At 76.0% G+C, this 26,452-nt stretch carries 19 protein-coding genes; 14 read left to right on the top strand and 5 right to left on the bottom strand.

Features of this window, described 5'->3' with window-relative positions; all coding sequences use genetic code 11:
• Positions 1-10: 10 nt before the first annotated feature.
• Complete coding sequence (locus tag ACIQVZ_RS24900) at positions 11-685, top strand: FtsX-like permease family protein (RefSeq protein ID WP_402453060.1); 675 nt, start codon at positions 11-13, stop codon at positions 683-685.
• Between the two features lie 114 nt (positions 686-799).
• Entirely contained in the window at positions 800-2,125 is a 1,326-nt protein-coding gene (locus tag ACIQVZ_RS24895; protein ID WP_402452892.1) for a sensor histidine kinase, read from the top strand.
• A gap of 44 nt (positions 2,126-2,169) precedes the next feature.
• Here ACIQVZ_RS24895 and ACIQVZ_RS24890 read toward each other — a convergent pair whose 3' ends face one another.
• From ACIQVZ_RS24890 to ACIQVZ_RS24880, 3 genes are all read right to left on the bottom strand, one after another.
• Positions 2,170-2,835, bottom strand: coding sequence for a response regulator transcription factor (locus ACIQVZ_RS24890; RefSeq protein WP_402452890.1), 666 nt, complete (start codon positions 2,833-2,835; stop codon positions 2,170-2,172).
• Between the two features lie 181 nt (positions 2,836-3,016).
• On the bottom strand, positions 3,017-3,547 hold the full coding sequence (locus ACIQVZ_RS24885) for a DUF5959 family protein (RefSeq protein ID WP_402452888.1): 531 nt from the start codon (positions 3,545-3,547) through the stop codon (positions 3,017-3,019).
• A gap of 236 nt (positions 3,548-3,783) precedes the next feature.
• Complete coding sequence (locus ACIQVZ_RS24880; protein ID WP_402452886.1) at positions 3,784-4,788, bottom strand: ScbA/BarX family gamma-butyrolactone biosynthesis protein; 1,005 nt, start codon at positions 4,786-4,788, stop codon at positions 3,784-3,786.
• A gap of 471 nt (positions 4,789-5,259) precedes the next feature.
• On the opposite strand from ACIQVZ_RS24880, the gene ACIQVZ_RS24875 reads away from it, so the two are divergent.
• Together ACIQVZ_RS24875 and ACIQVZ_RS24870 are read left to right on the top strand one after the other, a co-directional pair.
• Positions 5,260-5,913, top strand: a complete 654-nt coding sequence (locus ACIQVZ_RS24875; RefSeq protein WP_350882804.1) for a ScbR family autoregulator-binding transcription factor — start codon at positions 5,260-5,262, stop codon at positions 5,911-5,913.
• A gap of 235 nt (positions 5,914-6,148) precedes the next feature.
• Positions 6,149-7,012, top strand: coding sequence for a BTAD domain-containing putative transcriptional regulator (locus ACIQVZ_RS24870; RefSeq protein WP_402452883.1), 864 nt, complete (start codon positions 6,149-6,151; stop codon positions 7,010-7,012).
• 41 nt (positions 7,013-7,053) lie between these two features.
• Here ACIQVZ_RS24870 and ACIQVZ_RS24865 read toward each other — a convergent pair whose 3' ends face one another.
• Positions 7,054-7,860: a TioE family transcriptional regulator gene (locus ACIQVZ_RS24865; protein ID WP_402453058.1), complete on the bottom strand. Its 807-nt coding sequence runs from the start codon at positions 7,858-7,860 to the stop codon at positions 7,054-7,056.
• Between the two features lie 90 nt (positions 7,861-7,950).
• On the opposite strand from ACIQVZ_RS24865, the gene ACIQVZ_RS24860 reads away from it, so the two are divergent.
• Positions 7,951-9,093: an erythromycin esterase family protein gene (locus tag ACIQVZ_RS24860; RefSeq protein ID WP_350882808.1), complete on the top strand. Its 1,143-nt coding sequence runs from the start codon at positions 7,951-7,953 to the stop codon at positions 9,091-9,093.
• Between the two features lie 63 nt (positions 9,094-9,156).
• Here the strand turns inward: ACIQVZ_RS24860 and ACIQVZ_RS24855 are convergent, their stop codons facing one another.
• Complete coding sequence (locus ACIQVZ_RS24855) at positions 9,157-10,119, bottom strand: LysR family transcriptional regulator (RefSeq protein ID WP_402452881.1); 963 nt, start codon at positions 10,117-10,119, stop codon at positions 9,157-9,159.
• Positions 10,120-10,190: 71 nt separating this feature from the next.
• On the opposite strand from ACIQVZ_RS24855, the gene ACIQVZ_RS24850 reads away from it, so the two are divergent.
• The 9 genes from ACIQVZ_RS24850 (at position 10,191) to ACIQVZ_RS24810 (ending at position 26,306) form a co-directional block, all read left to right on the top strand.
• Positions 10,191-10,844, top strand: a complete 654-nt coding sequence (locus ACIQVZ_RS24850) for a maleylpyruvate isomerase family mycothiol-dependent enzyme (protein WP_402452879.1) — start codon at positions 10,191-10,193, stop codon at positions 10,842-10,844.
• 155 nt (positions 10,845-10,999) lie between these two features.
• Positions 11,000-12,088 (top strand): PP2C family protein-serine/threonine phosphatase, encoded by a 1,089-nt coding sequence (locus ACIQVZ_RS24845; RefSeq protein WP_350882814.1) that lies wholly within the window; start codon positions 11,000-11,002, stop codon positions 12,086-12,088.
• 389 nt (positions 12,089-12,477) lie between these two features.
• Positions 12,478-13,770: an MFS transporter gene (locus ACIQVZ_RS24840; protein ID WP_350882816.1), complete on the top strand. Its 1,293-nt coding sequence runs from the start codon at positions 12,478-12,480 to the stop codon at positions 13,768-13,770.
• A gap of 74 nt (positions 13,771-13,844) precedes the next feature.
• Positions 13,845-15,119, top strand: a complete 1,275-nt coding sequence (locus tag ACIQVZ_RS24835; protein ID WP_402452876.1) for a non-ribosomal peptide synthetase — start codon at positions 13,845-13,847, stop codon at positions 15,117-15,119.
• A gap of 281 nt (positions 15,120-15,400) precedes the next feature.
• A complete protein-coding gene (locus ACIQVZ_RS24830; RefSeq protein ID WP_402452874.1) occupies positions 15,401-18,511 on the top strand; it encodes an amino acid adenylation domain-containing protein in 3,111 nt (1,036 codons plus the stop codon).
• Entirely contained in the window at positions 18,508-19,683 is a 1,176-nt protein-coding gene (locus tag ACIQVZ_RS24825; protein ID WP_350882822.1) for an acyl-CoA dehydrogenase family protein, read from the top strand. Before ACIQVZ_RS24830 ends, ACIQVZ_RS24825 begins: the two co-directional genes overlap by 4 nt.
• A gap of 55 nt (positions 19,684-19,738) precedes the next feature.
• On the top strand, positions 19,739-21,532 hold the full coding sequence (locus tag ACIQVZ_RS24820; protein WP_402452872.1) for an amino acid adenylation domain-containing protein: 1,794 nt from the start codon (positions 19,739-19,741) through the stop codon (positions 21,530-21,532).
• A gap of 74 nt (positions 21,533-21,606) precedes the next feature.
• Positions 21,607-23,424, top strand: a complete 1,818-nt coding sequence (locus tag ACIQVZ_RS24815; RefSeq protein ID WP_402452870.1) for an amino acid adenylation domain-containing protein — start codon at positions 21,607-21,609, stop codon at positions 23,422-23,424.
• Positions 23,421-26,306: a condensation domain-containing protein gene (locus tag ACIQVZ_RS24810; RefSeq protein WP_402452868.1), complete on the top strand. Its 2,886-nt coding sequence runs from the start codon at positions 23,421-23,423 to the stop codon at positions 26,304-26,306. The genes ACIQVZ_RS24815 and ACIQVZ_RS24810 overlap by 4 nt, the downstream gene beginning before the upstream one ends.
• The last annotated feature ends 146 nt before the right edge of the window (positions 26,307-26,452 follow it).

Here is a 26,452-nt window from a genome sequence, read left to right as displayed (position 1 = left end):
GCAGGCGGCGATGCTCGGCTCGCTGGTGCTGCTGGTCGCCCTCGCCCTGCTCGGGCCGCTCGCGGCCCGAGCCGTGGCCGCCGTGCTCGGCGCGCCGCTACGGGTGCTGGCCCCCGGGGCGGGCTGGCTCGCCGACGCCAACCTGCGCGGCTACGCGGCCCGGCTCTCCTCGGCCGTGGTGCCGGTCGCGCTCCTGGTCGGGCTGTCGGGCACCATGTCGATCATGACGAGCACCGCCGAGCACGTGGTCCGGACGACCGGTGCCGCGACCAGCGTCACCAAGGCGACGGACGTCTGGCTGCGCGAGGCGGAACTGGGGATGCTGGTCTGCTTCGCGGCCGTCTCCACCGTCAACACGCTGGTCGCCCTGACGGCCGACCGGTGGCGCGAGTTCGCGCTGCTGCGCCTGGTCGGCGCGACCAGGCGGCAACTGCTGCGGATGCTGTCCGTCGAGGCGGCCCTCACCACGGCGGTCGGCGTGCTGCTGGGTGCGGCGGTGGCGGCCGTCGCCTCGGGGGCGTTCGCCCGGGCGGTGACGGGGTCGGTGCTGCCGGTGGTGCCCGGTGCTGCGTGCGGCTGGGTGGTGGCGGGCGCGGCGGTGCTGACGGTACCGGGAATCCTGGGCACCGGTCTGCGGGCGATCCGGGGGCGTGCGGTGGAGGCGGTCGGGGGTGAGCGGGGGTGAGCGCGCCCTTCGCCGGCTGCGGTGGGGCCGGGTCGAAGCCGCCTGGGTGTGTCGTCGAAGCGGTGAGTGCGGTGAGTGCGGTGAGCGTGGTGAGTGGGAGTGGTGAGGTGGACGGTGGCTGAGCGTCGGCGGTATCTGTCGGTGCGCGGTGGCGAGCTGGCCTTCGCGCTGCTCGGGCTGCCGGTCGGCGTGCTCGGCGGGGTCTACGCCGTGGCCGTGCTCTATGCCGGGGCGTTGCTCTCGCTCACCGTGCTCGGGCTGCCGTTCGTGGTGGCGGCTCTGGCCGGGGCGCGCGGGCTGGGCGGGCTGCACCGGCGACTGGTCGCGCGGCTGCTCGGCGAACCGGTGTCGGCCCCGGCGGTTCTGCCCCGGCCGCCCGGGGCGATCGCCCGGGGCCGGGCGGTGCTGACCGACCCGGTGGCCTGGCGGGCGCTGCTCTACCTGCTGCTGCGGCTGCCACTGGGGGTGCTCGGCTTCCTGGTCGCGGTCGGACTGCCGCTCAGCTGCGTCTGGTTGGCGGGCTTCCCGCTGTGGGTGCGGCTGCTGGAGCCCGGGCCCAGACCGGTCGGCTGGCCGGACGTGGCCGGGGCCCCGGCCGGGCTCGCCGTCCTGGCGGCGGTGCCGGCGGCGCTGCGGGCGGTGAGCGCGGCCAATCGGGGCCTCGCCCGGCTGCTGCTCGGCCCGGTGCGGTCGCAGGAGCGGGTGCGCGAGCTGGAGACGGCCCGGGCCACCCTGCTCGCCGGGAACACCGACCGGTTGCGCCGCCTCGAACGCGATCTGCACGACGGGACGCAGGCGCGCCTGGTCGCGCTCGCCATCACCCTCTCGCTGGCCGACGACGCCCTCGGGGCGGTCACCGGCGACGTCACCGGTGCGGCCGTCGGCGACGCCCAGCCCGGGCCGCCCGGGCCGCCCGAGCAGGCCGCCCAGCCCGGCGCTCCGGACACCGAGCGCCTGCGCACCCTGGTCGACCGGGCCCGGCGGCAGACCGACGACACCATCGCGGAACTGCGCCGGCTCACCCGGGGCATCCACCCCGTGGCGCTGGACGGCGGCCTCGCCCAGGCGCTGCCCGGGCTCACCGCCACCGCGCCGGTGCCGGTCACGGTGCGGCTGGACCTGAGGGAGCGGCCGGACGAGGCGATCGAGCAGGCCGTCTACTTCTGTGCGGCCGAGTTGCTGACCAACGTCGCCAAGCACAGTGGCGCGGCGGCGGCGGAGCTCACGGCGAGCGCAGCCGACGGGCGGGTGCGGCTGACGGTGCGGGACGACGGCCGCGGGGGCGCCGCCCAGGGCGAGGGCTCCGGCCGGAGTTCCGGTTCGGGCTCGGGCCTGGCAGGCCTGGCGGAACGGCTCGCTGCGGTGGACGGGGTGCTGCGGGTGGACAGTCCGCCGGGCGGGCCGACGACGGTCACCGCCGAACTGCCGAGCCGCCTGTGAGGGGTGGCCGCGGTACGGCCGTCCGCGAGGCCGCTGCTCCCGGCTCAGCCGCCGTTCTCGGCGAGGTAGGTGAGGACGGCCTTGACGCGCCGGTTGTCGGCTTCGGTCGCCGGCAGGTCGAACTTGGCGAAGACGGCGGCGACGTGCTTCTCCACCGCCCGCTCCGAGACCACGAGCAGCCCGGCGATCGAGCGGTTGGAGTGGCCCTGCGCCATCAGCTCCAGCACCTCCCGTTCGCGCGGGGTGAGCGCGTCGACACGGCTTCGCCGCCCGCCGTGCATCAGGCCGTTCACGATCTCCGGGTCGAGCGCCGTGCCGCCGGCCGCCACCCGGTGCAGCGCGTCCACGAACTCCGAGGTGCGGGCGACGCGTTCCTTGAGCAGATAGCCGGCGCCGGCGGCGCCACCTGCGAGCAACCGGGCCGCCCAGGCGGTCTCGACGTGCTGGGAGAAGACCAGGATGCCGACGTCCGGCGCGGTGGAGCGGAGCTCGACGGCGGCGCGGATGCCCTCGTCGGTGTGGCTGGGCGGCATCCGGATGTCGACCACGGCCACATCGGGCCGGTGCTCGGCGACGGCGGCGATCAGTTCGGGGGCCGTCCCGGCGGTGGCGACCACGGCGCACCCACGCGCGGTGAGGAGTTCGACCATGCCGTCCCGGAGGATCACCGAGTCCTCGGCGAGGACGACGCGGAGCTGCTTCTCGATCATGTCGCCATTATCGGCGGTGGCCGGGCTGCGGCCGGTCGGCGCCCGGCCGCCCGGGGCCGACTGCCGGTCGGCCCCGCCGTCCAGCTCGCCGCCCGTGTCGTGCGGCTGCTCCTCCGCACCCCGCCCGGCGGCTCGCTGCGCCGGGCGTCAGCCCCTTCGTCAGAAAGACATTGACGGTTGGTCAGTGCTCGGCCGTCTGCTGCCCGCGCCAGGCGTGGACGCCGGGGGCGGCCTCGACCACCTCGAACGGGTAGGCGTCCCGGACGAGTTCGAGCAGGGCGCGCTGCTCGTCCAGCCAGCCGGGGGCGGGGGAAAGGACGACCCGGAGGGTGACCCCGGAGTCCTCGGCGTCGGAGACGGTCACCCAGAGCCCGCCCGGTCGCCCCGGCTCGATCCGCAGCTCCGGGCCGTGCTCCTCGTCCAGCCAGCGCACCGCCTCGCGCTGCGCCAGCCGTTCCAGGGCGGCTTCCCAAAGCGCGAGCTGACGTTCCGTCACCAACGTGACGAACTGCCCGCGGACGGAGTCGGCGGTGACGGTGATCTCGCAGTCCAGCCAGTCGTGGCCGAGCAGGGAGCCCGGCGCGTGCCGCCCCAGCACCCGCACCCGTATGCTCCGGCCGCCGGTGCGCCCCTCGTGCCCGGTGGCGTCGTCGGTGCCGGGGCGGTCCGTCAGTCTGATCAACTCGTTCTGGTGCGAAGCGACTTCACGCACGGTGTACTCCCGGTCACTGCGAATCCAAGGGCTGACATCCTCGCGCAGGTGTTCGTCCGGTGCCAGTCCGTGGGAGGGGTTCGTCTCCGACGGGCCGACGGCCCGCCCGACCGGGGAGGTCGGACGGGCCGGGTGGGGCGGTGGGGCGGCCGGCGGTTCGCGCCGGTCAGGGCTGGTCCGCCCGGGCCGGGACTGGTCGGGGCCGCCGGGCGCCCGTCAGCGCCCGGCGGTGCCGGTCATCGCTGGTCGGCGTGGCCGGTCACGACGGTGGTGAAGATCGGCTCGCCGTTCTGGTGGCCGGTGACGGTGGTGGTGAGGGCGTGCGGGTCGTCACCGGGGGTGTGCCGGGCGGTGATCGTGGTGGCGGCGTCGTGCTCGGCGTACCGGTGGTAGGTGGTCGCGGCGGAGGCGGGGATGACGGTGGCCGGTGAGACGAGCGCGTTGGTGGCCTGGCGGGCGGCCTCCAGCAGGACCATGCCGGGGATGTGGTCGTTGGCGTGGTCGAAGAGGATCGGGTGCCAGAGGTCGGGGGTGAGGTGCCAGGTCCCGGGTGCGTCGGCCGGGGTCAGGACGACGTCGCAGGGGCGGATCCGACCCACTCGGCCCGGGGTCAGCGGCTCGCCGGAGACGGCGGGTGCCGGGCCGGCCTCGCGGTGCGCCCCGCGCAGCCTCCGGTAGGTGGAGTCCGGCACGGTGGTGAACCGTGCGTGTCCGGTGGCGGCGAGGTGGGCGCCGCGTCGGATGACGGTGCTGAGGGTGAAGTCGATGGTGGTGCCGGTCCGGCGCGGCTGTGGGACGAGTCTGGCCTCGATGGTGAGGTCGGTGGGCGCCGCACCGATGAGCAGTTGGCGGGGGCGGGTGGTGTAGTCGAGGTTCCACATCATGAACTTGTGGTCGAGTGGGACGCCGAACCGGGTGTGTGCGAGGTAGAGCCCGGCTTGACGGATCGTTTCAGCGGCCTGGATCGGGTCGTGCCGGGTTCCGTCGGGGGTGGTGAAGAAGGTGTGGGCGCGCGGCCACTGCGCGGTGACGGCGAAGGTCGTCTCGTTCAGCTGCTCGCTGCCGGTGAGGAAGACCTCGGCGTGACAGGCCCGGTGGACGTACTCCTTGGCAACGGTGCTGGTCAGGCGCGGTGCCGGTCCGGTCGGCACGGACGGCCCGGCGGTGCGGCCGGGGGTGGTGCCGTGGTCCGCGCCGGCGGCGCGGGAGATGGCGGGGGCGCGGTAGGCAAGCAGGGTCATGGGAGCGCTCCGGAAGGCCGTGGCGGGCGGGGTGGGCTGCTCAGGGCTCGTAAGATACGTACCTTCCGGTTTGGTTTTCAAGGAGCCCGAACGAAGGTTCGTTGGCGGCCGAGCGTGGCCGGTCGGTCGCTCCGGGTGCCGCGTGATGGCCGTCCGGGTGGCCCGAACCTGGAGCGGATGCCGCCTGGCCTGCAAAGGAATCCCCAAGGGTGGGGTGACAGGTGCATTATCACGGCGGGCCGTTTTCGGTGGGATGCGGCCGGAAGTGGGGAGCCGGATTCCGGCTCTGTCGGCCGGGGGAGGGGTGGCGGTCGCTTTCCCGCCCTGTGCCGTCCACGCGGTTTTCCTTCACCCGAAGGCGCTCGAAGGCGGGTGCATACGACCTGGGGAGGAGGGATCTCCGCTTGACCGGCGGGTAAGATACAGGGTGTTTGGTTTTGTTTGCCGAGCGTTTCGGGCGGGGTGGTTACGGTGGTGCGGCAGGAGCGGGCGATCCGGACGCGTCGGCTGATCCTGGAGGCGGCGGCCTCGGTCTTCGACGAGCACGGGTACGAGGGGGCGACGATCGGCGAGGTGGTCGCCCGCGCGGGTGTGACCCGGGGTGCGGTGTACTTCCACTTCGCGTCGAAGCGGGAGCTCGCACAGGGCGTCGTGGAGGAGCAGTTCGGTCAGGACGAGATCCCCGAACGGCATTGCAAGCTCCAGGAGTTCGTCGACCTGGGGATGGTCGTCGCGCATCTCATGCCGCGGGACCGGCTGTTGAGCGCGGGTGCGCGGCTCTCGCTCGGCCAGGACGTGTTCGGTGACCTCAGCGGCGGTGCCACGCCCGGGTGGATCGCCCGGCTGGAGGTGGTGCTGACGGCGGCCGGCGAGCGGGGCGAGCTGCTGCCGCACGTGCTGCCGGCCGAGACGGCGTGGCTGATGACGGGTGCCTGGACGGGTGTGCAGATCCAGTCCCAGAAGATGTCCGGCCGGGCGGATCTGGAGCGCCGGGTGGCCGTGCTGTACCGGCACGTGATGCCGAGCATCACGGTCCCCGGGGTGCTGGCCACGCTGGATCTGGGCTCGGACCGGGGTGGGCGGGTGGTGGCCGAGCTGGCGGCGGCCCGTGCCGGTGGCGCCTGACAGCTTGCGCCCGGGGCTGACGCGGCGGCACTTGCGGCGGCGGTCCGTCCGGTTGGTCACCGCAGTCCGGAGTTCGATGGTCCGTTCAAAAACAAACAGTTCGTTCGGTTTTGTATTGACAAACCGTCCGTCCTGTTTTTGGATGAGCACCTGGTGCTCGGCTGTGCGGTAGTCGCAGCGCCGGCCGGCCGGTGGCCGTCGGGGCCGCCGATCCGTCTGGATTGGGGTGGACGTCATGGAGATCCGGGTGTTGGGGGCCTTGGGGGTCCAGGTGTGCGGGGTGTCGGTGGTGCCCTCGGCGCCGAAACCACGGCAAGTGCTCGCCCTGCTGGCCCTGCGCGCCGACCAGGTCGTCTCGGCGGGCGTCCTCGCCGAGGAACTGTGGTCCGGCCATCCGCCGCGCAGCGCGCGCACCACCGTCCAGACCTATGTCCTCCAACTGCGCGACCTCATCGACCGGGCGCTCGCCCACCGCGGTGACGCCGGAGGAACGTGCGGAGCCAAGGACATCCTGGTGACCTCGCCCGGCGGCTACCGGCTCGACAGCGGCGGCGGACTGGTCGACCTCCAGGAGTTCGACCGTCTCGCGGGCCTCGGCTACCGGGCCATGGACGGCGGCGACTTCCCGCTCGCCGCCCGCCAGTTGGGCGAGGCGCTCGGCCTGTGGCGCGGTCCGGCGTTCGCCGACGTCCCGCTCGGCGGCCAACTCGCCGTCGAGGCCAGGCGGTTGGAGGAGACCCGGCTCTGCGCGCTGGACCAGCGGATCGAGGCCGACCTGCGGCTGGGACGCCACCGCGTCCTGCTCGCCGAACTCACCGTCCTGGTCGACCGCTACCGCACCCACGAGAGCCTGCACGGCCAGTACATGATCGCCCTGCACCGCTCTGGCCGGCGGGGCGAGGCGCTGGAGGCCTACCAGCGCCTGCGCAACACCCTGGTACGGGAGTTGGGCATGGAGCCCTCGGCCGGACTGCGGCGGCTCCAGCGCTCCATCCTGCTCGCCAACCCCGATCGCCCCGAGCCCGACCGTGCCGCCGGTCCCGTCGCCTCCGCCGACCAGGTCCCGCCTCGCACCACCCGGCTCACCCGCGTCGGCTGAGCCCGCCACGGAGGCGGCCCGGAAAGTTCGGCCGGACAGGGCTACGACCCCAGGTCCGGCCGAGGGTGGCCGGTCAGGCCCAGGTAGTGGCCGAGCCGGGCGGCCGCGTCGAGCATGGTCAGGCCCTGCGCGGTGAGCCTGCGCTGCCAGCCGTCGAGGGCGTCGGCCAGGGAGGCCGTGCCGCCGGCCGACCGCACCTGTAGGACCACGGTGGCGATGTGGTCCAGCGGGTAGCCGCCGCGCCGGAGCAGGTGGGCGAGTTCGGCGTCGCGGACGTCGTCGGCGCGGAAGACGCGGTGCCCGGTGGCCTGGTCGCGGGCGGGGGTGAGAATGCCCGCGCCCTCCCAGTTGCGCACGGTCGCCGGGGTGACGCCGAGCCGGTGGGCGAGTTCGCCGATGCTCAGGACGGCGCCGTGCACCGCGGGCTCCGCCGACGGGTCCGCCGCAAGATCCGCTGCGAGGTCCCGCGCCGCGCCGGGTCGCGCCGCGAGGTCCCGTGCCTCAAGGCCCCGTGCCGCGTCGGGCCGCGCCGTCAGGTGGTGCACGGCCTTCCGCACCGCGTCCAGGGTCTCCCGGTCGCGGAGCAGTTGGCCGTGGCCGCGGTCGATGGCCGTCAGGGCGTCGTCGAGCCCGCCCCGGTGGAGCGCGGTCATGATCCGGCCGCCGGTCGCGTGGCCGTACGCCGCGACCAGGGCGCGGTAGGCGTCGAGCGCGGCCGCGTGCACCTCGGTGTAGATCCGGTAGCCGCTGGCGGTGCGTTCGGCGGGCGGGAGGAAGCCGTCCCGCTCGTAGTTGCGCACGGCCTGGGCCGAGAGGCCGTGCGCGCGGGCGAGGTCGGAGGGGCGCATGGTGGTCACCGGTTTGAGACTTCAGTGGAGGATCGGGCGGTCGGGGCAGGAAAAGTCTCAACCGTTCTTTCAAGGATACGCTTGAGGGTCATGAGTCAGGACTTGCGAGACCTCGTCCCTTCGTCGTGCGCACTGCTGGCGCTCGGTGAACCCACCCACCGGGAACCGGCCTTCGCGCGGATCCGCAACGAGCTGTTCGCCCAACTGGTCGACCGGGGATTCCGGTCGATCGCCCTCGAAACCGACCGGGTGGCCGCGCTCACCGTGAACGACTTCGTCCAGGAGGGGGTGGGCACCCTCGACTCGGTGATGGGCGAGGGCTTCTCCCACGGCTTCGGAGAGCTGGACGCCAACCGGCGGCTGGTCGCCTGGATGCGCGAGTACAACCGGAGCCGGCCGCCGGCGGACCGGCTGGCCTTCCACGGCTTCGACGCGCAGACGGAGAACACCAGCGCACCCAGCCCGCGGCGCTACCTCGAACACGCCCGCGACTACCTCGGGCTCGACCTCGACCTCGCCGGCCTGGTCGGCGAGGACCAGCGCTGGAGCCGCCCCGAGGCGGTCCTGGACCCGGAGATGTCGCCCGGCGCCTCCGCCGAGGCGGAGAAGCTGCGGGCGATCGCCGACGACCTGCTCACCCTGCTGTACGCGCGGGCCCCGGAACTGGTCGCGGCGACCTCACGCGCCGAGTGGCTCAGGGCCAGGACGCACCTCACCGCCGGCCTCGGCCTGCTCCGCTACCACCGGCAGTCGGCCGAGCGCCTGGAGCCGGGGGCCCGGCTGTCCGGCCTCCTCGGCACCCGGGACGTGCTGATGGCCCAGAACCTCCTCGACATCCGCAGCGGCGAGGCCCGCCGCGGGGGAACCCTCGTCTTCGCCCACAACCTCCACCTGCAGCGGCAGCCGAGCGCCATGCGCCTGGCGGACCTGAACCTGGCCTGGAGCGGCGTCGGCGCGATCCTGGACTCCCTGGACGAGCCGTACACCTTCGTCCCCGGCAGCCTGGGCCGCAGCGCGGCCGTCGGGCTCCAGGAGCCCGAGCCGGACACCCACGAGGGCGCGCTCCAGCGCGGGGCCGCCGCCTGGGGGCTGGCCGAGCCCGGTGCGGCCGCCGGTGGCCGGACGCGTACCGACACCACGCCCGAGCAGGGCTACTTCCCGCTCGACCGGGCGGTCCTCGACGGGGCCGACGCGATCCTGCACATCGGCGACGGGGCCACCGCCGCGCTCTGACGCGACGGCACCACCGCTGTCGCGTTCCGACGGCGGCCTGCGGAGGACGGACGCCCGGCAGCGTCAGGTACGCGGCCCCGGGCCCGGATAGGTCGTCCGCAAGTGCTCCAGGAGCGCGGCCGTGGGCGGCGCGGTGGGGCGGCCGGTCGGCCAGGCCAGCGCGATCCGCACCAGCGGGACGGGGTCGGTGAGCGGCCGGATCCGCAGCCCGGCGGCGGGCGGCGGATCCGGCAGCACGGCCACGCCCAGCCCGTGCGCGGCGAGTTCGGCCAGCTGCGGCGGGGCGGCCGCCTCGACCGCGACCGTGGGGCGTGCCCCGATCGCGGCCAGGGCCTGCTCCAGCGCCGTCCGCAGGCCGGTGCCGCGCGGGGTGCTCACCAGGGCGTGCCCGGCCAGCGCGGCGACCGGCAGGGGGCCGTCCGGTCCGCCGGCCAGCGGGTGGTGCCCGGTGAAGGCGGCGACCAGCGGGGCTTCCAGCACGGTGTGCAGGGCGAGCCCGGCCAGCGTCCGCCAGCCGTCGTCCTCGTCCCGTCCGCTCGCGGCGGTGGGCAGGCCGATCACGGCGAGGTCCAACCGCCCTTCGCGCAGGGCGCCGAGCATCCGCGCGGTACCGTCCTCGGCCAGCGAGAGGTCGATGCCCGGGTGGTCGCGGCGGAACGCGGCGAGCGTGGTGGCGAGTCCGGGGAGGCCGTCCGCCCCGGCCGGCGGGACAGGACCCAGGGCTGCCCCGGAGACCAGCCCGAGTCGGACGTGTCCGCGCCGCAGTCCGTCGAAGTCCTGCGCCGTCTGCCGCGCCGCCGCGGCGGAGGTGAGCGCCGCCCGCGCGTGCGGGAGCACCGCCTCGCCGACCGGGGTGAGCCGGACGCCGCGCCCGCCGCGGTCCAACAGCCGGTGGCCCAACTCCTTCTCCAGCTGCCGGATCTGTGCGCTGACCCCGGGCTGGGTGAGGTGCAGCAGTTCGGCGGCGCGGGTGAAGCTGCCCTGCTGGGCCACGGTGACGAAGTACTGGAGCTGCCGGAGTTCCATAACTTCCGATGATAGGTGGAAGAACTTCCCGGTCTTGGACGTACGGAGGGCCCCGGCCGCAGGCTGGAGGCATGGGAACCGTGCAGCACGACCAGGCCGTCGACTGGGTCCGCGAGCAGATCGCGGCCGAACGCCGAGAACTCGCCGAGGTGTTCACCACCTTCTCCCGGGGCCAGTGGAACTCCCCTTCGCTGTGCGCGGGTTGGCGCGTTCGCGAGGTCGCCGCCCACATGAGCACCGGCTTCCGCCACTCCACCGCCCGCAACCTCGCGGACCTCGTGCGGGCCGGCGGCTCCCTCCACCGGATGACCGACCGGGTGGCGCGCCGCGACGCCGCCGCCCTCACCGACCGCCAACTCGCCGCCGCCCTCGCCGACCACGCCGAACACCCCTGGCGCCCTCCGGTCGGCGGCCGGATCGCCGCCCTCGCCCACGACGTCGTCCACGGCCTCGACATCACCACCGCGCTCGGCCTGCCCTCGCGCCTCCCGCCGCCTCGGGTCACCGCCCTGCTCGCCACCGTCTCCCGCCGCAGCCTGCGCTTCTTCGGCGCCCGACTCGACGGCGTCCACCTGCGGGCCACCGACACCGCCTGGGCGTACGGCGAGGGCCCGGCCGTGGTGGAGGGCCGGGCCGAACACCTCCTGCTGCTCACCTACGGGCGCCGGCTGCCGCCCGGCCTCCTCGCGGGCCCGGGCGCGGGGCGGTTCACCCTGGACGGGTAGCGGGCGCGCCCCGCCCCCGGCCCCGGTGGCCGAGGGGCGCCACCGCGCGGTTCGCTTCCCCCGGCGCAGTCGGGCGCGCGCGGGGGCGCGCAGGGGTGGCTAGGATCGGAATCGCCCATTCCGGATAGGTGGTGAGACGGGAAGCAAGGTCTCCGATGGCCCCGAGGTCCGAGCAGTGGCCGCCGTACGTGCGGTTCGCGCCGTGGTTGCTGATCGTCGCCGGGCTCGTCTGGAACTCCCTGGATCCCGCCGACTACTGGGGCGACCCGCTCCTCGCGGCCGCCGCCGTCCTGACCGGCGCCCTGCTGACCCTGCGGGACACCCTCGCGGTGGGTGTCGCCAACGTGACCGGCATCCTCGTGCTGGCCGTGCGGGACGGCTCGATCGGCACCCAGGACGGCTACCTGGAGCTGGTGAACACGGCCTTCGCCGCGCTACTCGGCGTCTGGGTCAACCGCGTCGTCGCCCGGCACGGGGAGCGGCTGGCGCAGGTCCGGTCGGTGGCCGAGGCCGCCCAGCGGGCGGTGCTGCCCGAGCCGCCCGCGCGGGTGGGCCGGCTGTCGGTCGCGGCCTGCTACCGGGCGGCGCAGACCGAGGCGCTGATCGGCGGCGACGCGTACGCGCTGCAGGCGACCCCGTACGGCGTACGGGTGCTGATCGCGGACGTGCGGGGCAAGGGGCTGCAGGCGGTCGGCGCGGTGTCGGTGCTGCTCGGCGCGTTCCGGGAGGACGCCCACCGGGCGCCGGACCTCGCGGCGCTGGCCGACGGGCTGGAGCGGGCGCTGACCCGGGAGAGCACGCTGCTGGCCGAGGAGGTGCGGCTGGAGGGGTTCATCACGGCGCTGCTGGTCGAGTTCCCGCCGGGTGAGGACGTCGTGCGCACGCTCGACTGCGGGCACCCGGGGCCGTACCTGCTGGGCGGCCCGGAGGCGGTGCGCCGGCTGGACGCCCCCGACCCGGGGCTGCCGCTCGGGATGGGCTCGCTGGGCGTGGCCCGGCCGGCGCCGGAGACCCGGCCGTTCCCGCCGGGGTGCACGCTGCTGCTGGTGACCGACGGGGTGACGGAGGCCCGGGACGCGGCCGGGGAGTTCTACGATCCGCTGCTCGCCCTGGGCCCGCTCGGCCCGTTCGACGGCCCCCGGGAGGCCGTCGACGCGCTGGTGGCGGACGTGGAGCGGTGGACGGGCGGGCCGCGGGACGACGACATGGCGGTGCTGGCGGTGACCTGCCGGGAGGCGGACTGAGCGGCGGGGCCCGGTCCGGCCCGTTCGGCGGCGCGGGTGCTTCTTCCCACGGTCTCCCGCGGCGCGGCCGATATCACGATCAGGTGACGGGCAGTCAGTGTTTCGCATGATCCAGCCAAGTTGAGTGATGGCGTCCGGTGGCCGGAATGCGAATGCCCGCATAGCGGACGGCGAATTGGACGTGCGGGGCCCGCCGTGCGCCGGGTGGCCGCACGAGTGGTCCGCCCCTGGTCGGCGGCCTGCGCGGACGTCCCGGCGGGAGCGCGCTCGGCCGTATGGGGGCCGTAAGGGCAGGTCGCGGGAGTGGCGCGATAGGGCCGACCCGTGGTTCGTCCGGAAACGGACGCGATGCTTGCCCAGTAGCGAAGTGGTGACCGAAAGTCGCACTGATGAACGAGACGCCAAGCCCCCGCCGCGACCGACTGCTCGGCCACCGCGACTTCCGACTCCTGCTCACCGGAGCCGCGACGGCCCAGACGGGCAGCCAGGTGACCCTGGTCGCGCTCCCGTTGGTGGCGGTGGTGGTGCTCGATGCCACACCCTTCGAGGTCGGCCTGCTGACCGCCGCCGAGACCGCCGCGTTCCTGCTGGTCGGCCTGCCGGCCGGCGCCTGGCTGGACCGGATGCGCAAGCTCCCGGTGCTGATCCGCGCCGACGTGGTGCGCTGCCTCGCCGTCGGGTCGATCCCGCCGGCCGCCGCGCTCGGCGTGCTGACCATGGCCCAGCTCTACCTGGTGGCGCTGGTCACCGGGGTGGCGACGGTCTTCTTCGACGTCGCCCACCAGTCCTTCCTGCCGTCCGTCCTGCCGCGCGAGCAACTGGTCGGGGGCAACGGCGCGATCGAGACGGTCCGCTCCTCGGCGCAGATCGTCGGGCCAGGGCTCGGCGGCGGCCTGGTCCAACTGCTCGGCGCGTCGCTCGCCATCGTGGCCGACGCCGTCGGCTACCTCGCCTCCGCCCTGCTGCTCGCCCGGATCAAGGTCGAGGAGCCCCGCCCGGAGCCGGCGCCCGGACGGTCGCTGCGCGCCGAGGTCGCCGAGGGCGTGCGCTTCGTGCTCAAGCACCCGCTGCTGCGCTCGATCGCCGCCGCGACCGCCGTGTCCAACCTGTTCGCCGCCGTGCTGGCGGCCGTGCAGACGGTGTTCTGGGTGCGGGTGCTCGACCTCGCGCCGGGCGCCATCGGCCTGCTGCTGTCGGCCTCCGCCGTCGGCGGCCTGGCCGGGGCGCTGTGCGCGGGGCGGCTGGCGGCGTGGCTCGGCCAGGCCCGGCTGATCTGGCTCGCCACCGTGGTGACGGCGCCGTTCGCGCTGCTGTGGCCGCTGTCCGGCCGGGGCGCGGGCGTGGTGCTGTTCGGGATCGCCTCGGCGGTGGTGCTGTTCGGCGCGGTGGCCTACAACGTCGCCCAGGTGAGCTTCCGGCAGAGCCTGTGCCCGCCGGAGCTGCTCGGCCGGATGAACGCCACCATGCGCTTCCTGGTCTGGGGCACGCTGCCGATCGGCGCGCTCGTCGGCGGCACCGTCGCCGACGCGGCCGGACCGCGCGCCGCGCTGTGGCTGTGCGCGGCGGGCTTCCTGCTCGTCCCGGTGCCGCTGCTGCTGTCGCCGCTGCGCCGGCTGCGGGACCTCCCGGCGGACACCGCCGCCACGGCCGGGGAGGAGCCCGTCGCGAGCCCCGCGGCCTGACGCACCCGGCCGCCCGACGAGCCCCGCCGCCTGACGTCCGAACCGAACCGAGACCGGAAACCGGAGACCGTTCCGTGCACGCCAGCATCACCGCCGCCTACCTCGCCCGGTACCGTTCCGCCGCCGCCGACTCCCCGATGGACCTGCTCCCGCTCACCGGCGCCCAGCGGCGCTTCCTGATCACCCGCAGGCTCGCGCCGCAGGGCCGGCCCGAGGTCGTCCCGCTGTTCCACGCCTACCCGGGCGGCACCCTCGACCTGCCCCGGCTGGCCCGCGCCGCCGCCGCCACCGCCGCCCGGCACCCGGCGCTGTGCGGCGGCTTCGGGACGGTGCGCGGCACGCCCGTCCTGCGGGTCGGCGCCCCCTCGGCCGAAGCCGCCCGGATCGCCGTCCCGCCCGGCGGCACCGCCCGCTCCGCCCTGCGCGAGGCCCTGCTGGACTGGCCCGCCGACGGGCCCGCGCTGCGCCTGCTGGTGGCCCGGGAGCCGGACGGCGAGGAGGAACTGCTCGCCCTCGCGGTGGACCACGCGGCCTGTGACGAGCAGTCGCTCGGCATCCTGACCGCCGACCTCACCGACGCCTACGCCCGGGACGACCACGCCCAGGAGGCCGTCGCCGCCCCCGACCAGGACGCCCTGGCGGCCTACCGGGAGGCCGTCGAACGGCAACTGGCCGCCGAGGACGCCGCCGGCGGCCCCGCCGCACAGGCCCACTGGGGCCGCCGGCTCGGCGGCGTCACCGGGACGGGCGGGGGAGCGGCCGGCTCCACCGGCATGCTCAGCCACCGGCTGCCCGCCGCCGAGGGGGCTGCCCGCACCGCCATCTTCCCCGCCCTGCTGGACGCCACCGCGGCCGCCGCCCACCGGCTGCACCGGACCGACGGGCAGCTCGCCCTCGGCTACCCGTGGGGCGGCCGCCCGCCCGGCGCGCCCGCCGCGCTCGGCTGCTTCCTCAACACCCTGGTGCACCCCGCCGCACCCGGCGCGGCCGCCGACCTGGAGGACCTCGCCGACGCCTGGTGGGACGACCTCGACCACGCCGACACCCCGTTCGACGAGGTGGTCCGGGCCGCCCGCACCGCCGGCGCCCCGTGGACGGGAGCCCTGGACGGCATGCTCACCCTGGAGGACCTGCACCGCCGCCCGCCGCTGGTGTTCGGCGGCGTGCCCGGTCGGGAGGTCCACCTGGCCGGGCGCCCGCTCGCCGCGCCGTTCGCGGTCGCCGCCTCGCACGGCGACGACCTGCTGGTGCGCCTCGCCTGGGACCGCGAACGGTTCCCCGAGGACGCCGCCACCGCCGCCTTCGACGACCTGCTCGCCACGCTGCGCCGCCACCTGCGGACGGCCTGACCCGCCCCGGCCTGACCCCGCGTCGGACGCCTGATCCGCACGCCCGCTCCGGACGCCTGATCCGCACCCGACCCGAAGCCGTACCGGACCTGCACCGGACGTCCGCATCAGGACGCCCGCCCCGGACGCCTGACCCGCCCCGGACCGAAGCCGCCACCGAGCCCCCACCACCGACCGCCGGGCCGCGCCACCACCCCGGCGCGCTCGGAACCAGGGCCGGGCCATCCACGCCCGCCCCGCCACCGCAGGGCCAACACGCCCACCACACAAGGGAGTCACCGATGTTTGCGCTCTCCTCCTCGCAGGAGATCGTCTGGCTGCACGAGCAGATGCTGCCCGGCAGTCGTGCGTACAACTTCACCGCCGTGCTCGACCTCTGGGGCACCCTCGACGAGGACGCGCTGCACGCCGGACTCGCCGCCGTCCTCGCACACCACCCGGGCCTGCGCCTGGAACTGGTCGCCCGCCCGGAGGGCCTGCCCGGCCAGCGGGTCGCCGAGCACTGCGAACCGACGCTGCGCCGCAGCGACTTCGCCGCCGAGGCCGACCCGGAGGCCACCTTCCGCGAGCTGCTGGCCGCCGAGGCCGAGGAGCCGGTGGACACCGAGAAGGCGCCGGTGCTGCGCTGGCACCTGGTGCGCCTCGGCACGGACCACCACCGGCTGATCCACGTCGAGCACCACCTCGTCCACGACGGCCACTCCTTCGCGATCCTGCTGCGCGACCTGTTCACCGTCTACCGCGCCCACGTCCTCGGCGAGCCCTACCAGCTGCCGGAGGCGCCCTCGTACGAGCAGCACGCCCGCACGGCCGTCGACCCGGACGCCCGCGAGCGCGCGCTCGCCTTCTGGCTGCGGGAGCTGGCCGACGCCCCGCGCGAGGTCACCCTGCCCGGGCTGGCCAACCCCGGCGCGGTGCGCCGCCACCGCGGCGGCCAGATGCGCCAGGCGATCGGCGCCGACCTCGCCGAGCGGCTGCGCACCCGCAGCAAGGAGGACGGGCACACCCCGTTCAGCACCCTGCTCACGCTCTTCGCCGAACTGCTGCGCCGGCACTCCGGGCACCGCGAACTCGTCGTCGGCACCGCCGTCGGCAACCGCCCGGAGGGCTTCGAGGGCACCGTCGGCATGTTCGTGAACACCGTGCCGCTGCACCTGCGGCTGGACCCGGCCGCCCCCGGCACCGAGGCCGTCGACGAGGTGACCGACGTCCTGCTGCGCGCCCTGCCCTACCAGGACCTGCCCGTCCAGGAGCTGACCCGCCGACTCGGCCTGCACACCGGCGGCGCCGACAACCCGCTGTTCAACGTGATGTTCAGCGCGCACGACGCCGCGCTGCCGGACGTCCAGGCGCCCGGTCTCGAAGTCTCGCTCTACGAGGGCTTCAACACCGGCACCACCCGCTTCGACCTCGACCTGGTGCTGCTGCCCGACGACCGTCGGGTGGTCGGCGAGAAGCACGGCGGCGCCGGGATGACCCTGGTCTGGGACTACGACGCCGACCTGTTCGGCGAGGCCGAGGCCACCCTGCTGGCCGACCGCCTGCTCCAGCTGCTGCGCTGCTACCTCGACCGGCCCGAGGCCACGCTGGCCGCGCTCGACCCGGCCCCGGCCGCCGAACCCGCCACCGCCGTCGCCCGGGCCGGTCTCGACCCGGCCGCCGCCCACGACCCCACGGCCATCGCGATGATCGCCGGCACCGAGCGCCTCAGCTACGGCGAGCTCGACCGCCGCGTCACCCAGCTGGCCGAACGCCTGCGCGCCGCCGGCGTCACCCCCGGCCAGCCGGTCGCCGCCGTGCTGCCGCGCGGCGTGGACAGCGTCGTCGCCCTGCTCGCCTGCCTGCGGTACGGCGCCGTGTACGCGCCGCTGTCCGCCGAGGACCCGGCGGCCCGGCTCGGCCTGCTGCTGGACCGGCTGGCCCCGGCCCTGGTGCTGGCCACCCGGCAGAGCGCGCTCGCCCTGCCCGCCGAAGGCGTCACCCCCGCGCTGCTGGACGGTCCGGCCTTCCCCAAGGCCGAGCCCGCCGCAGTGGTGGACGGCGCCGCCTACCTGATCCACACCTCCGGCTCCACCGGCGTGCCCAAGCCCGTCCTGGTCGGCCGCGACGCGCTCGCCGGGTACGTCGCCGCGATCGCCGCCCGGTACGAACTGACCCCCGCCGACCGGGTGCTGCTGTTCGCCCGCCCGTCCTTCGACGTGGCGCTGGAGGAGGTGCTGCCCGCGCTCGCCGCCGGCGCCGCCCTGGTCGTGCCGCAGCGCGAGGTGCCCACCGGGCCCGAGCTCGTCGCCGTGCTCGCCGCCCGCGGCGTCACCGTCGCCAACCTGCCGACCAGCTACCTGCTCGCCGTCCGCGAGGACCTGCGCGAGGCGCTGCGCGACGGCCGCTGGGCGCCCCGGCTGCTCGTCCTCGGCGGCGAGCGCCTGCCCGCCCGCGCGCTGACCGGCCTGATCGAGGCCACCACCGTGCTGAACGCCTACGGCGTCACCGAGGCCACCGTCACCTCCACCGTGTACGAGGTCACCGCCGCCGACGTGGCCGAGGACGGCGAGATCCCGCTCGGCGCCGAACTGGACGGCGTGCGCGTGCACGTCCTGGACGAGGCGCTGCGCCCGCTCCCGGCCGGCTGCGTCGGCGAACTCGCCGTCAGCGGAGCCCTGTTGGCCGATGGCTACCTCGGCCTGCCGGAGCCGACCGCGGCCCGCTTCGTCACCGTGCCCGCCCTCGGCGGCGAGCGCGTCTACCGCACCGGCGACCGCGGCTACCGCGACCTGCGCGGCCGGCTGAGCTTCCTCGGCCGCGCCGACAACCAGGTCAAGCTGCGCGGACACCGGATCGAACTGGAGGAGATCGAGGCCGCGGCCTCCGCCGAACTCGGCGGCCGCTCCTGCGCGGTGGTGCTGCACACCGACCCGCAGGCCGGTCCGCGCCTGATCGGCTTCCTGGAGGGCGCCGACCGCCCCGACCAGGCCGCCCTGCACGCGGCGCTCGCCCAGCGGCTGCCCGGCGGGCTCGTCCCGGCCACCTGGACGGCCGTCGAGACGATGCCCACCCTGCCCGGCGGCAAGCCCGACCGCGCCGCCCTCGCCCGGCTCGCCGACGAGGCCCCCGCCCAGGAGGCCGCCCCGGCCGCCGAGAGCGCCTTCGCCGACCCCGGCCAGGAACTGATCGCCGCCGCCTGGCGCGAGGTGCTCGGCCACGACCGCTTCACCGCCGACTCCCACTTCTTCGAGGTCGGCGGCCACTCGCTGCTCGCCGCCCAGCTCGCCGCCTGGCTGGAGCCGCACCTCGGCAGCCGCCCGCCGCTGCGCACCCTGTTCCGCCACGCCGTCCTGGCCGACCAGGCCAGCGCCCTCACCGGCCAGCACCCCGGAAAGGCAGACCGCGCATGAGCGCCCCCTCCGCCGTCCTCGAAGACGCCCACCGCGAACTCGTCGACGCCTTCGAGAGCTTCGTCCGCCGCGAGCTCGTCCCGCTGGCCGCCGAACTGCCCGAGACCGCCGACGAGGTGCCCGCCGAACTGCGCGCCTACGTCCGCAAGCGCTCCGCCGCCCTCGGCTTCTACGCCGGCGACTACCCCGAGGAACTCGGCGGCGCCGACATGCCGTTCACCGCCGTCGTCCTGCTGCACCACGCCGCCGGGCGCAGCGGCTGCCCGCTCGCGCCGTACGCCCTGGCCGGCTCCGACGGCCCCAGCCCGCTGCTGCGGCACGGCACCCCCGAGCAGATCGAGCAGCACCTCGTGCCGCTGGTGCGCGGCGAGCAGACCCGCTGCCTCGCCCTCACCGAGCCGCACGCCGGCTCCGACGCGTTCCGGCTCACCACCACCGCCGTGCGCACCGCCGACGGCTGGGTGCTGAACGGCCGCAAGACCTTCGTCAGCAACGCCGACCGGGCCGGCCTGGTGCTCGTCGTCACCGCCACCGACCTCGGCGAGGGAGCCGGGCCCACCGCCGGCGCCACCGCCTTCGTCCTCCCGATCGACCAGCCCGGCCTGCGGATCGGCCAGCGCTACGAGGGCATGTCCGGCGAACCGCTGTTCGAGCTGCTGCTCGACCAGGTCACCGTCTCCACCGACGCCGTGATCGGCGGCGAGGAGGGCGTCGGCGCGGCCACCGCCCTCGCCATGGACAGCCTCTCCCGGGGCCGCCTGGTCGTCGCCGCGATGTGCAACGGCATCGCCGAGTACGCGCTGCGCATGGGCGTCGAGTACGCCCGCGAGCGGCGCGCCTTCGGCAAGGTGATCGGCGAGTACCAGCACGTCCAGGAACACCTGGTGGCCACCCGGGCCGAGGTGGAGTGCTCCAAGCTGCTCACCCTCGCCTGCGCCCGGCTGGTCGACGACGGCACCGAGGCGCCGGAGAACGCGGCGCTCGCCAAGCTCACCGCCTCCGAGACCGCCGTGCGCGCGGTGGACCGCTCGCTCCAGGTGCACGGCGCCACCGGCTGGGTGCGCGGCCACCCGCTGGAGTTCCTGTACCGCTACGTGCGGATGACCACGATCATCGAGGGGACCTCCGAGGTCCAGAAGGTGATCATCGCCCGCTCCATGGGCCTGAACTGACGGTCCGTCAACGGCCTGTCAACAGCCTGTCGACGGCCTGAACCACCTGGAGACGATGATGGAAACCCTGAGCATCGAATACGGCCGCCCGCACCAGGACGGCGCGGTCCTCGACCTGTTCGCCACCTGGGTGCACCGGACCCCGGACGCGCCCGCCCTGATCGACGGCGCCCGCACCTACAGCTACGCCGAACTCGACCGCCTCGCCGACACGGTGGCCGCGGCACTGCGCGACCGGATCCGCCCCGGCGACCTGGTCGGCGTCTGCCTCGGCCACTCCGCCGCCCTGGCCGCCGTCACCCTCGCCACCGCCAAGCTCGGCGCCGTCCACCTGCCGCTCGGCCCGCGCCCCGGCGAGCGCCGGCTCCAGGCCGTCGCCGAGCAGCTGCGGCCCGCCTGCCTGGTCGGCGACCCGGCCCGACTTCCCCAGAGCGGCGAGCAGTTGGCGCTCGACCTGGACCCGACCGGCGACGTGGTCGCCGCGTTCGTTCCCGGCGAGCAGGTCCACGTGCCCGCCGGCACCCACTACGCGGTACTCACCTCCGGCTCGACCGGCACCCCCAAGGCCGTCGCCGTCGGCGAACCCGCCCTCGGCGCGCTGCTCCACTGGTACCGCGAGCTGACCGGCCTCGGCCCCGGCGAGCGGCACAGCCTGCTGATCGGCGTGTCCTTCGACCCGCACGTCCTGGAGCTGTGGGCCACCCTCACCTCCGGCGCCGCGCTCACCCTCGCCCCCGAGGCCGTCCGCTGGGACCCGGGCGCGCTCACCGACTGGTGGCGCGAGGCCGGCGTCACCGTCAGCATCCTGCCCACCCCGCTCGCCGAACCGATCCTGGCGCGCGCGTGGCCCGACGGGCTGGCACTGCGCCACCTCACCATCGGCGGCGACCGGCTGCGCCGCGCCCCCGGCCCGGACGTCACCGCGACCGTCCACAACGCCTACGGTCCCGCCGAGGCCACCGTCACCACCACCGTGCACACCATGGCGCCCGGCCTCGACCACGGCGCCGGCGCGCCGCCGATCGGGCTGCCCGTCCCGGGCGCCGTCGTCCTGGTCACCGACGAGGAGGGCCGGCCGGTGCCGCGCGGCCAGGCCGGCGAACTGCGCATCGGCGGCCGGGGCCTGGCCGCCGGCTACCTCGACCCCGAGCTGACCGCCCGGCGCTTCGTCGGCGTGCCGCCCGGCGTGGACGGCATCGACCGGGTCTACCGCAGCGGCGACCGGGTGGTGATGCGCGCCGACGGCGTGCTGGAGTTCCACGGCCGGCTCGATGACCAGGTCAAGGTCAGCGGCGTCCGGGTCGAACCCGCCGAGGTCGAGGCCGCGTTCGAGCGCGACCCGCGGGTGCACCGGGCCGTGGTGGCCGCGGCCCCGGCGCCGACCGGCGGCGTCCGGCTGCTCGCCTTCGTCCAGACCGCCGAGGGATCCTCGGCCGCCGGCGCCGACGAGCTGCTGGCGGCGGTCCGCCCGTGGCTGCCCGAGCAGGCCGTCCCGGCGGCCGTCCGCCTGGTCGACACCTTCCCGCTGGACGCCAACGGCAAGGTCGACCGCGCCGCCCTGCTCCTCGCCCCGGCCGCGGACGAGCCGGTCGCGGCGGAGGAGGGCGCCACGCCCACCGAGCGCACCGTGCTGCGCCTGTGCCGCGACCTGCTCGGCCGCGCCGACCTCGGGCCCGGCGACAACTTCCTCGCCTCGGGCGGCAACTCGCTCGCCGCCGCACGGCTGCTGGAGGCCCTGGAGGAGGAGTGCGGGGTGCGGCTGCGCGCGCCCCTGGTGCTGCGCCAGCCCGACCTGCGGGCCGTCGCCCGGCTGGTGGCGGAGCGGCAGCCGACCGCCGCCGCCGTCTGACCGCCCGCCCGCCCGTACGACCTGCGCAGGGCGCCCCGGCCGTTCGCGGCCGGGGCGCCCGGAAGGGAACCACCATGCCCACCGCGACCCTCCCGGACCTGATCGCCCGGCACGCCCAGGAGCGCCCCGACGCCCTCGCCGTGACCGACGGCTCCACCGTCCTGACGTACCGCCAGCTGCTCGACTCCTCGGCCCGGCTGGCCGCGACCCTGACCGCCCGGGGGATCGGCCCCGGCAGCGCGGTCGGCCTGCTCTGCGCCCGCTCCACCCGCCTGGTCGTCGCCCAGCTCGCGATCTGGCGGACCGGCGCCCACGTCGTCCCGCTCGACCCGGCCTACCCGCGCCAGCGCATCGCCGAGATGACCGGGGACGCCGGAGTCCGGCTCGTCCTCGGCGACAAGACGCTCCTCGCCGAGGCCGAACTCGCCGAGGAGCAGACCCTCGCGCTGACCTCGACCCTCGTCCTGGCCGAGCCCACCGCCCCGGCCGGGCACGGCCCCGACGCCGTCGCCGCGGCCGCACCCGACGCCGCCGACCCGGCCGCGACCGCCCTGCTCTTCTACACCTCGGGCTCCACCGGCCGGCCCAAGGGCGTCATCGTCCCGCACAGCGCCGTCGCCGACCTGGTCACCGCCCAGGACGCGTTCACGCTCGGCCCCCGCGACCGGGTCCTGTTCCACTCCACGATCAGCTTCGACGCCTCCACCTTCGAACTGTGGGCCCCGCTGGCGCGCGGCGCCGCCGTCGCCGTCTCGCCGGCCGACCGGCCCACCGCCGAGGAACTCGTCCGCGACATCGAGCGGTTCGGCGTCACCACCGTGTTCATCACCACCGCCCTGTTCCACCACCTGGCGGCCCGGCAGTCCCGGATCTTCGGCGTGCTGCGCACCCTGGCCGTCGGCGGCGAGGCCCTGTCGCCCGAGTACGCGGGGGCGGTGCTGCGCGCCTTCCCCTGGCTCGAACTCTTCAACGTCTACGGGCCGACCGAGGCCACCACCTTCACCACCCTGCACCGGATCACCCCGGCCGACTGCACCACCGGCCCGGTCCCGATCGGCCGGCCCTTCGGCGGCGCCCGCACCCTCGTCCTCGACCAGGAACTCGCACCGGTGCCGCCCGGCACCGTCGGCGAACTGTGGATCGCCGGCGGCCGGCTCGCCCAGGGCTACCTGGACCGGCCGGAACTGACCGCCGAGCGCTTCCGCGACCTGCCCGGCACCGGCCGCGCCTACCGCAGCGGCGACCTCGTCCGCGAACGCCACGACGGCGCACTGGAGTTCCACGGCCGCACCGACGATCAGGTGAAGGTCCGCGGCTTCCGGATCGAACCCGGCGAGGTCGAGCACGCGCTGCTGCAGTTCCCCGAGGTCGCCGAAGCGGCCGTCGTGGTCCGCCGGCCCGGCCGGACCGACGCCGCTCTCGCCGCCTGCCTGGTCCTCGCCGACGGCAGCCGACCGGCCGTCGAGACCCTCCGCGCCCGGCTCTCCGACCGGCTGCCCGCCCACCTGGTGCCCACCGCCTGGACCGTACTCGCCGCCCTGCCGCTGACCAGCACCGGCAAGATCGACCGCCGCGCCCTCGCCGCCGCCGACGAGACGGCCGCCGACGGTCCGGGCACCGCCGCCGCCCTCACCCCGATCCAGCAGGCCGTCGCCGCCGCCTGGACCCGCGCCCTGGAACGCCCGATCACCGACCCGGCCGCCGACTTCCTCGCCGAGGGCGGCCACTCGCTGCTCGCCATGTGGGTCGTCGACGACCTCCGCGAGGACCTCGGCGTCGAACTCTCGCTCGCCGACTTCCTCGGCCACCCCACCGTCGCCGGCCAGGCCGACCTGCTCGAACGAGCCCTGCGCGCCGCGCACGACGACACCCCGCAAGGAGCCACCCGATGACCGCCGAGCACCCGGCCGTCGACCAGACCGCCGACCAGGCCGACCTGCTGCGCCGCGCCCGCCGCAACCGCCCCGCCGCGGGCGGGCGCCCGGCGGCCCCGCAGAGCGCGCCGGCCGGACAGGGCGACGGCCCGACCGGCCCCGCCCCGCTCTCGCACGCCCAGCAGCGGATGTGGCTGATGGACCACCTCGGCCAGGGCGGCGCCCTCTACAACGTCCCGCTCGCCACCCGCCTGCGCGGACCGCTCGACCCCGACGCCCTCGCGACCGCCCTCACCGGCCTCACCGAGCGCCACGCCGTCCTGCGCACCCGCTACGGCCGCCAGGGCGACCAGCCCCACCAGCAGACCGACCCGGTCACCCCGGTGCCGCTGCGCACGGTGGACGCCACCTGGGAGAACGGCGCCGGGAACAACGCCCCCGCCCTGCTCGCCGCCGAGGCCGCCCGCCCCTTCGACCTCGCCACCGGTCCGGTCCTGCGCGCCCTGCTGCTGAAGCACGGCCCGCAGGACCACACCCTGCTCCTGAACATCCACCACATCGCCGTCGACGGCGGCTCGCTGCCCGTCCTCGCCGCCGACCTGGCCGCCCTCTACGCCGCCGCCCGCGACGGCGTGGCGCCCCAACTCCCGCCGCCCGGACCGTCGTACGCCGAGTACGCCCGCGAGGAGCGCACCCGCGACGCCGAACTCACCAGCGCCGCCGACGCCCGCGCCCGGCACCTGGCCGGCGCCCGCCCGCTGCCGCTGCTGCGACCCACCCCGCCCGGGGCGCGCGAGCGCCGGGCCACCCTGCACACCGCCCCGCTCGCCCCCGCCACCGTGGAGGGCCTGCGCCGGCTCGGGGCCCGGCACGGCGCCACCCTGTTCGCCGTCGTCCTGGCCGCCGCCTTCGCCACCCTGCGCACCGCCGCCGACCAGGCCGACCTCACCCTCGGCTGCGCCAGCGGCCAGCGCCTGCGGCCCGAACTGCGCCGCACCGTCGGCCTCGGCGTCAACACCCTCGCGGTCCGCGCCGACCTGGCCGGCGACCCCACCTTCACCGAGGTGCTCGGACGGACCCGGACCGCGCTGCTCGACGCGCAGCAGCACCACGAGATCCCGTTCGACCTGATCGTCGAGCGGCTCGGCGCGGCGGCCCGCGGCGCCGACGGCACCCCGCTGCTCTCCGTCAGCTGCGACCTCGTCCACCCCGCCGAGCCGCTCACGCTGCCCGGCCTCACCGCCGAGGACGTCGAACTCGACCTGGGCCTGGCCAAGTTCGGCCTCGCCCTGCTGGTCGAGGACGGCCCGCAGCCGCGCTGCCTGGTCCAGCACGACCGGGACGCCCTCGACGAGACCACCGCCGAGCACCTGCTCACCGCCTTCGCGGACCTGCTCGCCGCCGTCGCCGCCGACCCCGACCAGCCCCTCTCCGCGCTCCCCGGCACCCGCCTGGCCACCGCCCAGCACCCGGCCCTCGCCGCACTGTCGGCCGACCCCCGGGTGGTCGAGGCGGCCGTCGTCGAGACCGCCGACGGCCCGCCGCTCGCCTACGCCGTGGTGCGCGGCCCGGTCGCCCCGACCGGCGTCGAACTGCGCGCCGCCCTGCGCCGCCACCTCGCCCCCGCCCAGCTGCCGGCCGCCGTCACCCTGCTGGACCGGCTGCCCCGGCACGCCGACGGGACCCCGGACCGCGGCCGGCTGCCCGGCGCGGCCCCGACCGCCCCCGAGCGGTCCGGCCCGCTCGACACCGTCCGGACGGCCTTCGGCGAACTGCTCGGCACCACCCCGCCCGCCGACGGCGACTTCTTCGCCCTCGGCGGCCACTCCCTGATCGCCGTCCAACTCGCCGAACGCCTGCGCACCCGCACCGGCCTGCCGCTCACCGGCCTGGACGTGCTGGAACAGCGCACCCCGCGCGCCCTCGCCGCCCTGCTCGCCACCCGCGAGGACGAGCGCCGCGCCGCCCCCGCCCGCACCGGCTCCCGCCCGGGCGCCCGCACCCGCGCGGGCACCGTGCTGCTCACCGGCGCCACCGGCGGTGTCGGCGCGGCCGTCCTCCAGGAACTGATGGCCCAGGGCCGCCCGGTCCGGGCCCTGGTCCGGCCCGAGTCCGCCCACCTGCCCGCCCTGCACGGCGCCGAACTGGCCGAGGGCGACCTCGCCGACCTCGACAGCCTGCGCCGCGCGGTCGAGGGCGTCGACGCCGTCATCCACTCCGCCTGCACCTTCACCGAGCACGCCGTCGACCTCGCCGCGATGCGCGCCCTGGTCGAGGGCTGGCGCGGCGGCCCGTTCGTCTTCGTCAGCAGCATCGACGCCTACGGCCGCCCGTCCGGCACCGACATCCCCGAAGGCGGCCCGACCGGCGAACCGGTCAGCCCCTACGGACAGGCCAAGCTGGACTGCGAGCGCATCCTGTTCGAGGCGGCCGCCGGCGGCCGGGGCCCGGCCACCGTGGTCCGCGCCCCGATCGTCTGGGGCCCGCACCAGCGCCTGCGCGACCAGCTCCGCTGGGGCTCCACCGGCGACCTCTACCAGGCCGCCCTGGCCGGCCGACCGATCGCCCTGCCCGCCCCCGCCCCCGGCGACCGCTCCACCTGGTACGGCGCCGCCTGGGTGCACTCCGCCGCCCTGGCCCGCGCGCTCGCCGCCTGCGTCGCGGACGGCAACCCGGCGGCCGGCCGGATCGTCAACGCCGTCAACGGGCACGTCTCCTGGGCGGACTTCACCGGCGAGCTCGTGCGCCTGCTCGACTCCGGCAGCCCGCTGGACCTGCGCCCCGACGCCGATCCCGAACTCCGGCGCCCCTGGCACTACCGCGCCGAGACCCTCGCCGCCCCGCTGAGCCCCGAGCCTGGCGAGGACTGGCGCACCGTCCTGGCGGCGATGGTCGGCTGACCTGCACCGCTCCGCGTCGTGGCGGCCGGCCGCAGGCCGGCCCCCCCCGCCGGTGGAGGGCGCCCCCGCGGCGATATTAACACCCCGCCCAGAAAACCTCAACGGGGGCACCAGAACAGCGATGGGCGGGGCGGGAGTACACGCCC

The organism is Kitasatospora sp. NPDC098663 (assembly GCF_044760075.1).
GTDB lineage: Bacteria > Actinomycetota > Actinomycetes > Streptomycetales > Streptomycetaceae > Kitasatospora.
The sequence above is the reverse complement of the archived record's forward strand: the minus strand, read 5'-3'. Positions and strand labels throughout refer to the sequence as shown.

Excerpts from the sequence above, each read along its gene's own strand:
- ACIQVZ_RS24900 (WP_402453060.1), top strand. The coding sequence starts at position 11 with ATGCTCGGCTCGCTGGTGCTGCTGGTCGCCCTCGCCCTGCTCGGGCCG.
- ACIQVZ_RS24890 (WP_402452890.1), bottom strand. The coding sequence starts at position 2,835 with ATGATCGAGAAGCAGCTCCGCGTCGTCCTCGCCGAGGACTCGGTGATC.
- ACIQVZ_RS24880 (WP_402452886.1), bottom strand. The coding sequence starts at position 4,788 with ATGACCCTGCTTGCCTACCGCGCCCCCGCCATCTCCCGCGCCGCCGGC.
- ACIQVZ_RS24870 (WP_402452883.1), top strand. The coding sequence starts at position 6,149 with ATGGAGATCCGGGTGTTGGGGGCCTTGGGGGTCCAGGTGTGCGGGGTG.
- ACIQVZ_RS24865 (WP_402453058.1), bottom strand. The coding sequence starts at position 7,860 with ATGCGCCCCTCCGACCTCGCCCGCGCGCACGGCCTCTCGGCCCAGGCC.
- ACIQVZ_RS24860 (WP_350882808.1), top strand. The coding sequence starts at position 7,951 with ATGAGTCAGGACTTGCGAGACCTCGTCCCTTCGTCGTGCGCACTGCTG.
- ACIQVZ_RS24855 (WP_402452881.1), bottom strand. The coding sequence starts at position 10,119 with ATGGAACTCCGGCAGCTCCAGTACTTCGTCACCGTGGCCCAGCAGGGC.
- ACIQVZ_RS24850 (WP_402452879.1), top strand. The coding sequence starts at position 10,191 with ATGGGAACCGTGCAGCACGACCAGGCCGTCGACTGGGTCCGCGAGCAG.
- ACIQVZ_RS24845 (WP_350882814.1), top strand. The coding sequence starts at position 11,000 with ATGGCCCCGAGGTCCGAGCAGTGGCCGCCGTACGTGCGGTTCGCGCCG.
- ACIQVZ_RS24840 (WP_350882816.1), top strand. The coding sequence starts at position 12,478 with ATGAACGAGACGCCAAGCCCCCGCCGCGACCGACTGCTCGGCCACCGC.
- ACIQVZ_RS24830 (WP_402452874.1), top strand. The coding sequence starts at position 15,401 with ATGTTTGCGCTCTCCTCCTCGCAGGAGATCGTCTGGCTGCACGAGCAG.
- ACIQVZ_RS24825 (WP_350882822.1), top strand. The coding sequence starts at position 18,508 with ATGAGCGCCCCCTCCGCCGTCCTCGAAGACGCCCACCGCGAACTCGTC.
- ACIQVZ_RS24820 (WP_402452872.1), top strand. The coding sequence starts at position 19,739 with ATGATGGAAACCCTGAGCATCGAATACGGCCGCCCGCACCAGGACGGC.
- ACIQVZ_RS24815 (WP_402452870.1), top strand. The coding sequence starts at position 21,607 with ATGCCCACCGCGACCCTCCCGGACCTGATCGCCCGGCACGCCCAGGAG.
- ACIQVZ_RS24810 (WP_402452868.1), top strand. The coding sequence starts at position 23,421 with ATGACCGCCGAGCACCCGGCCGTCGACCAGACCGCCGACCAGGCCGAC.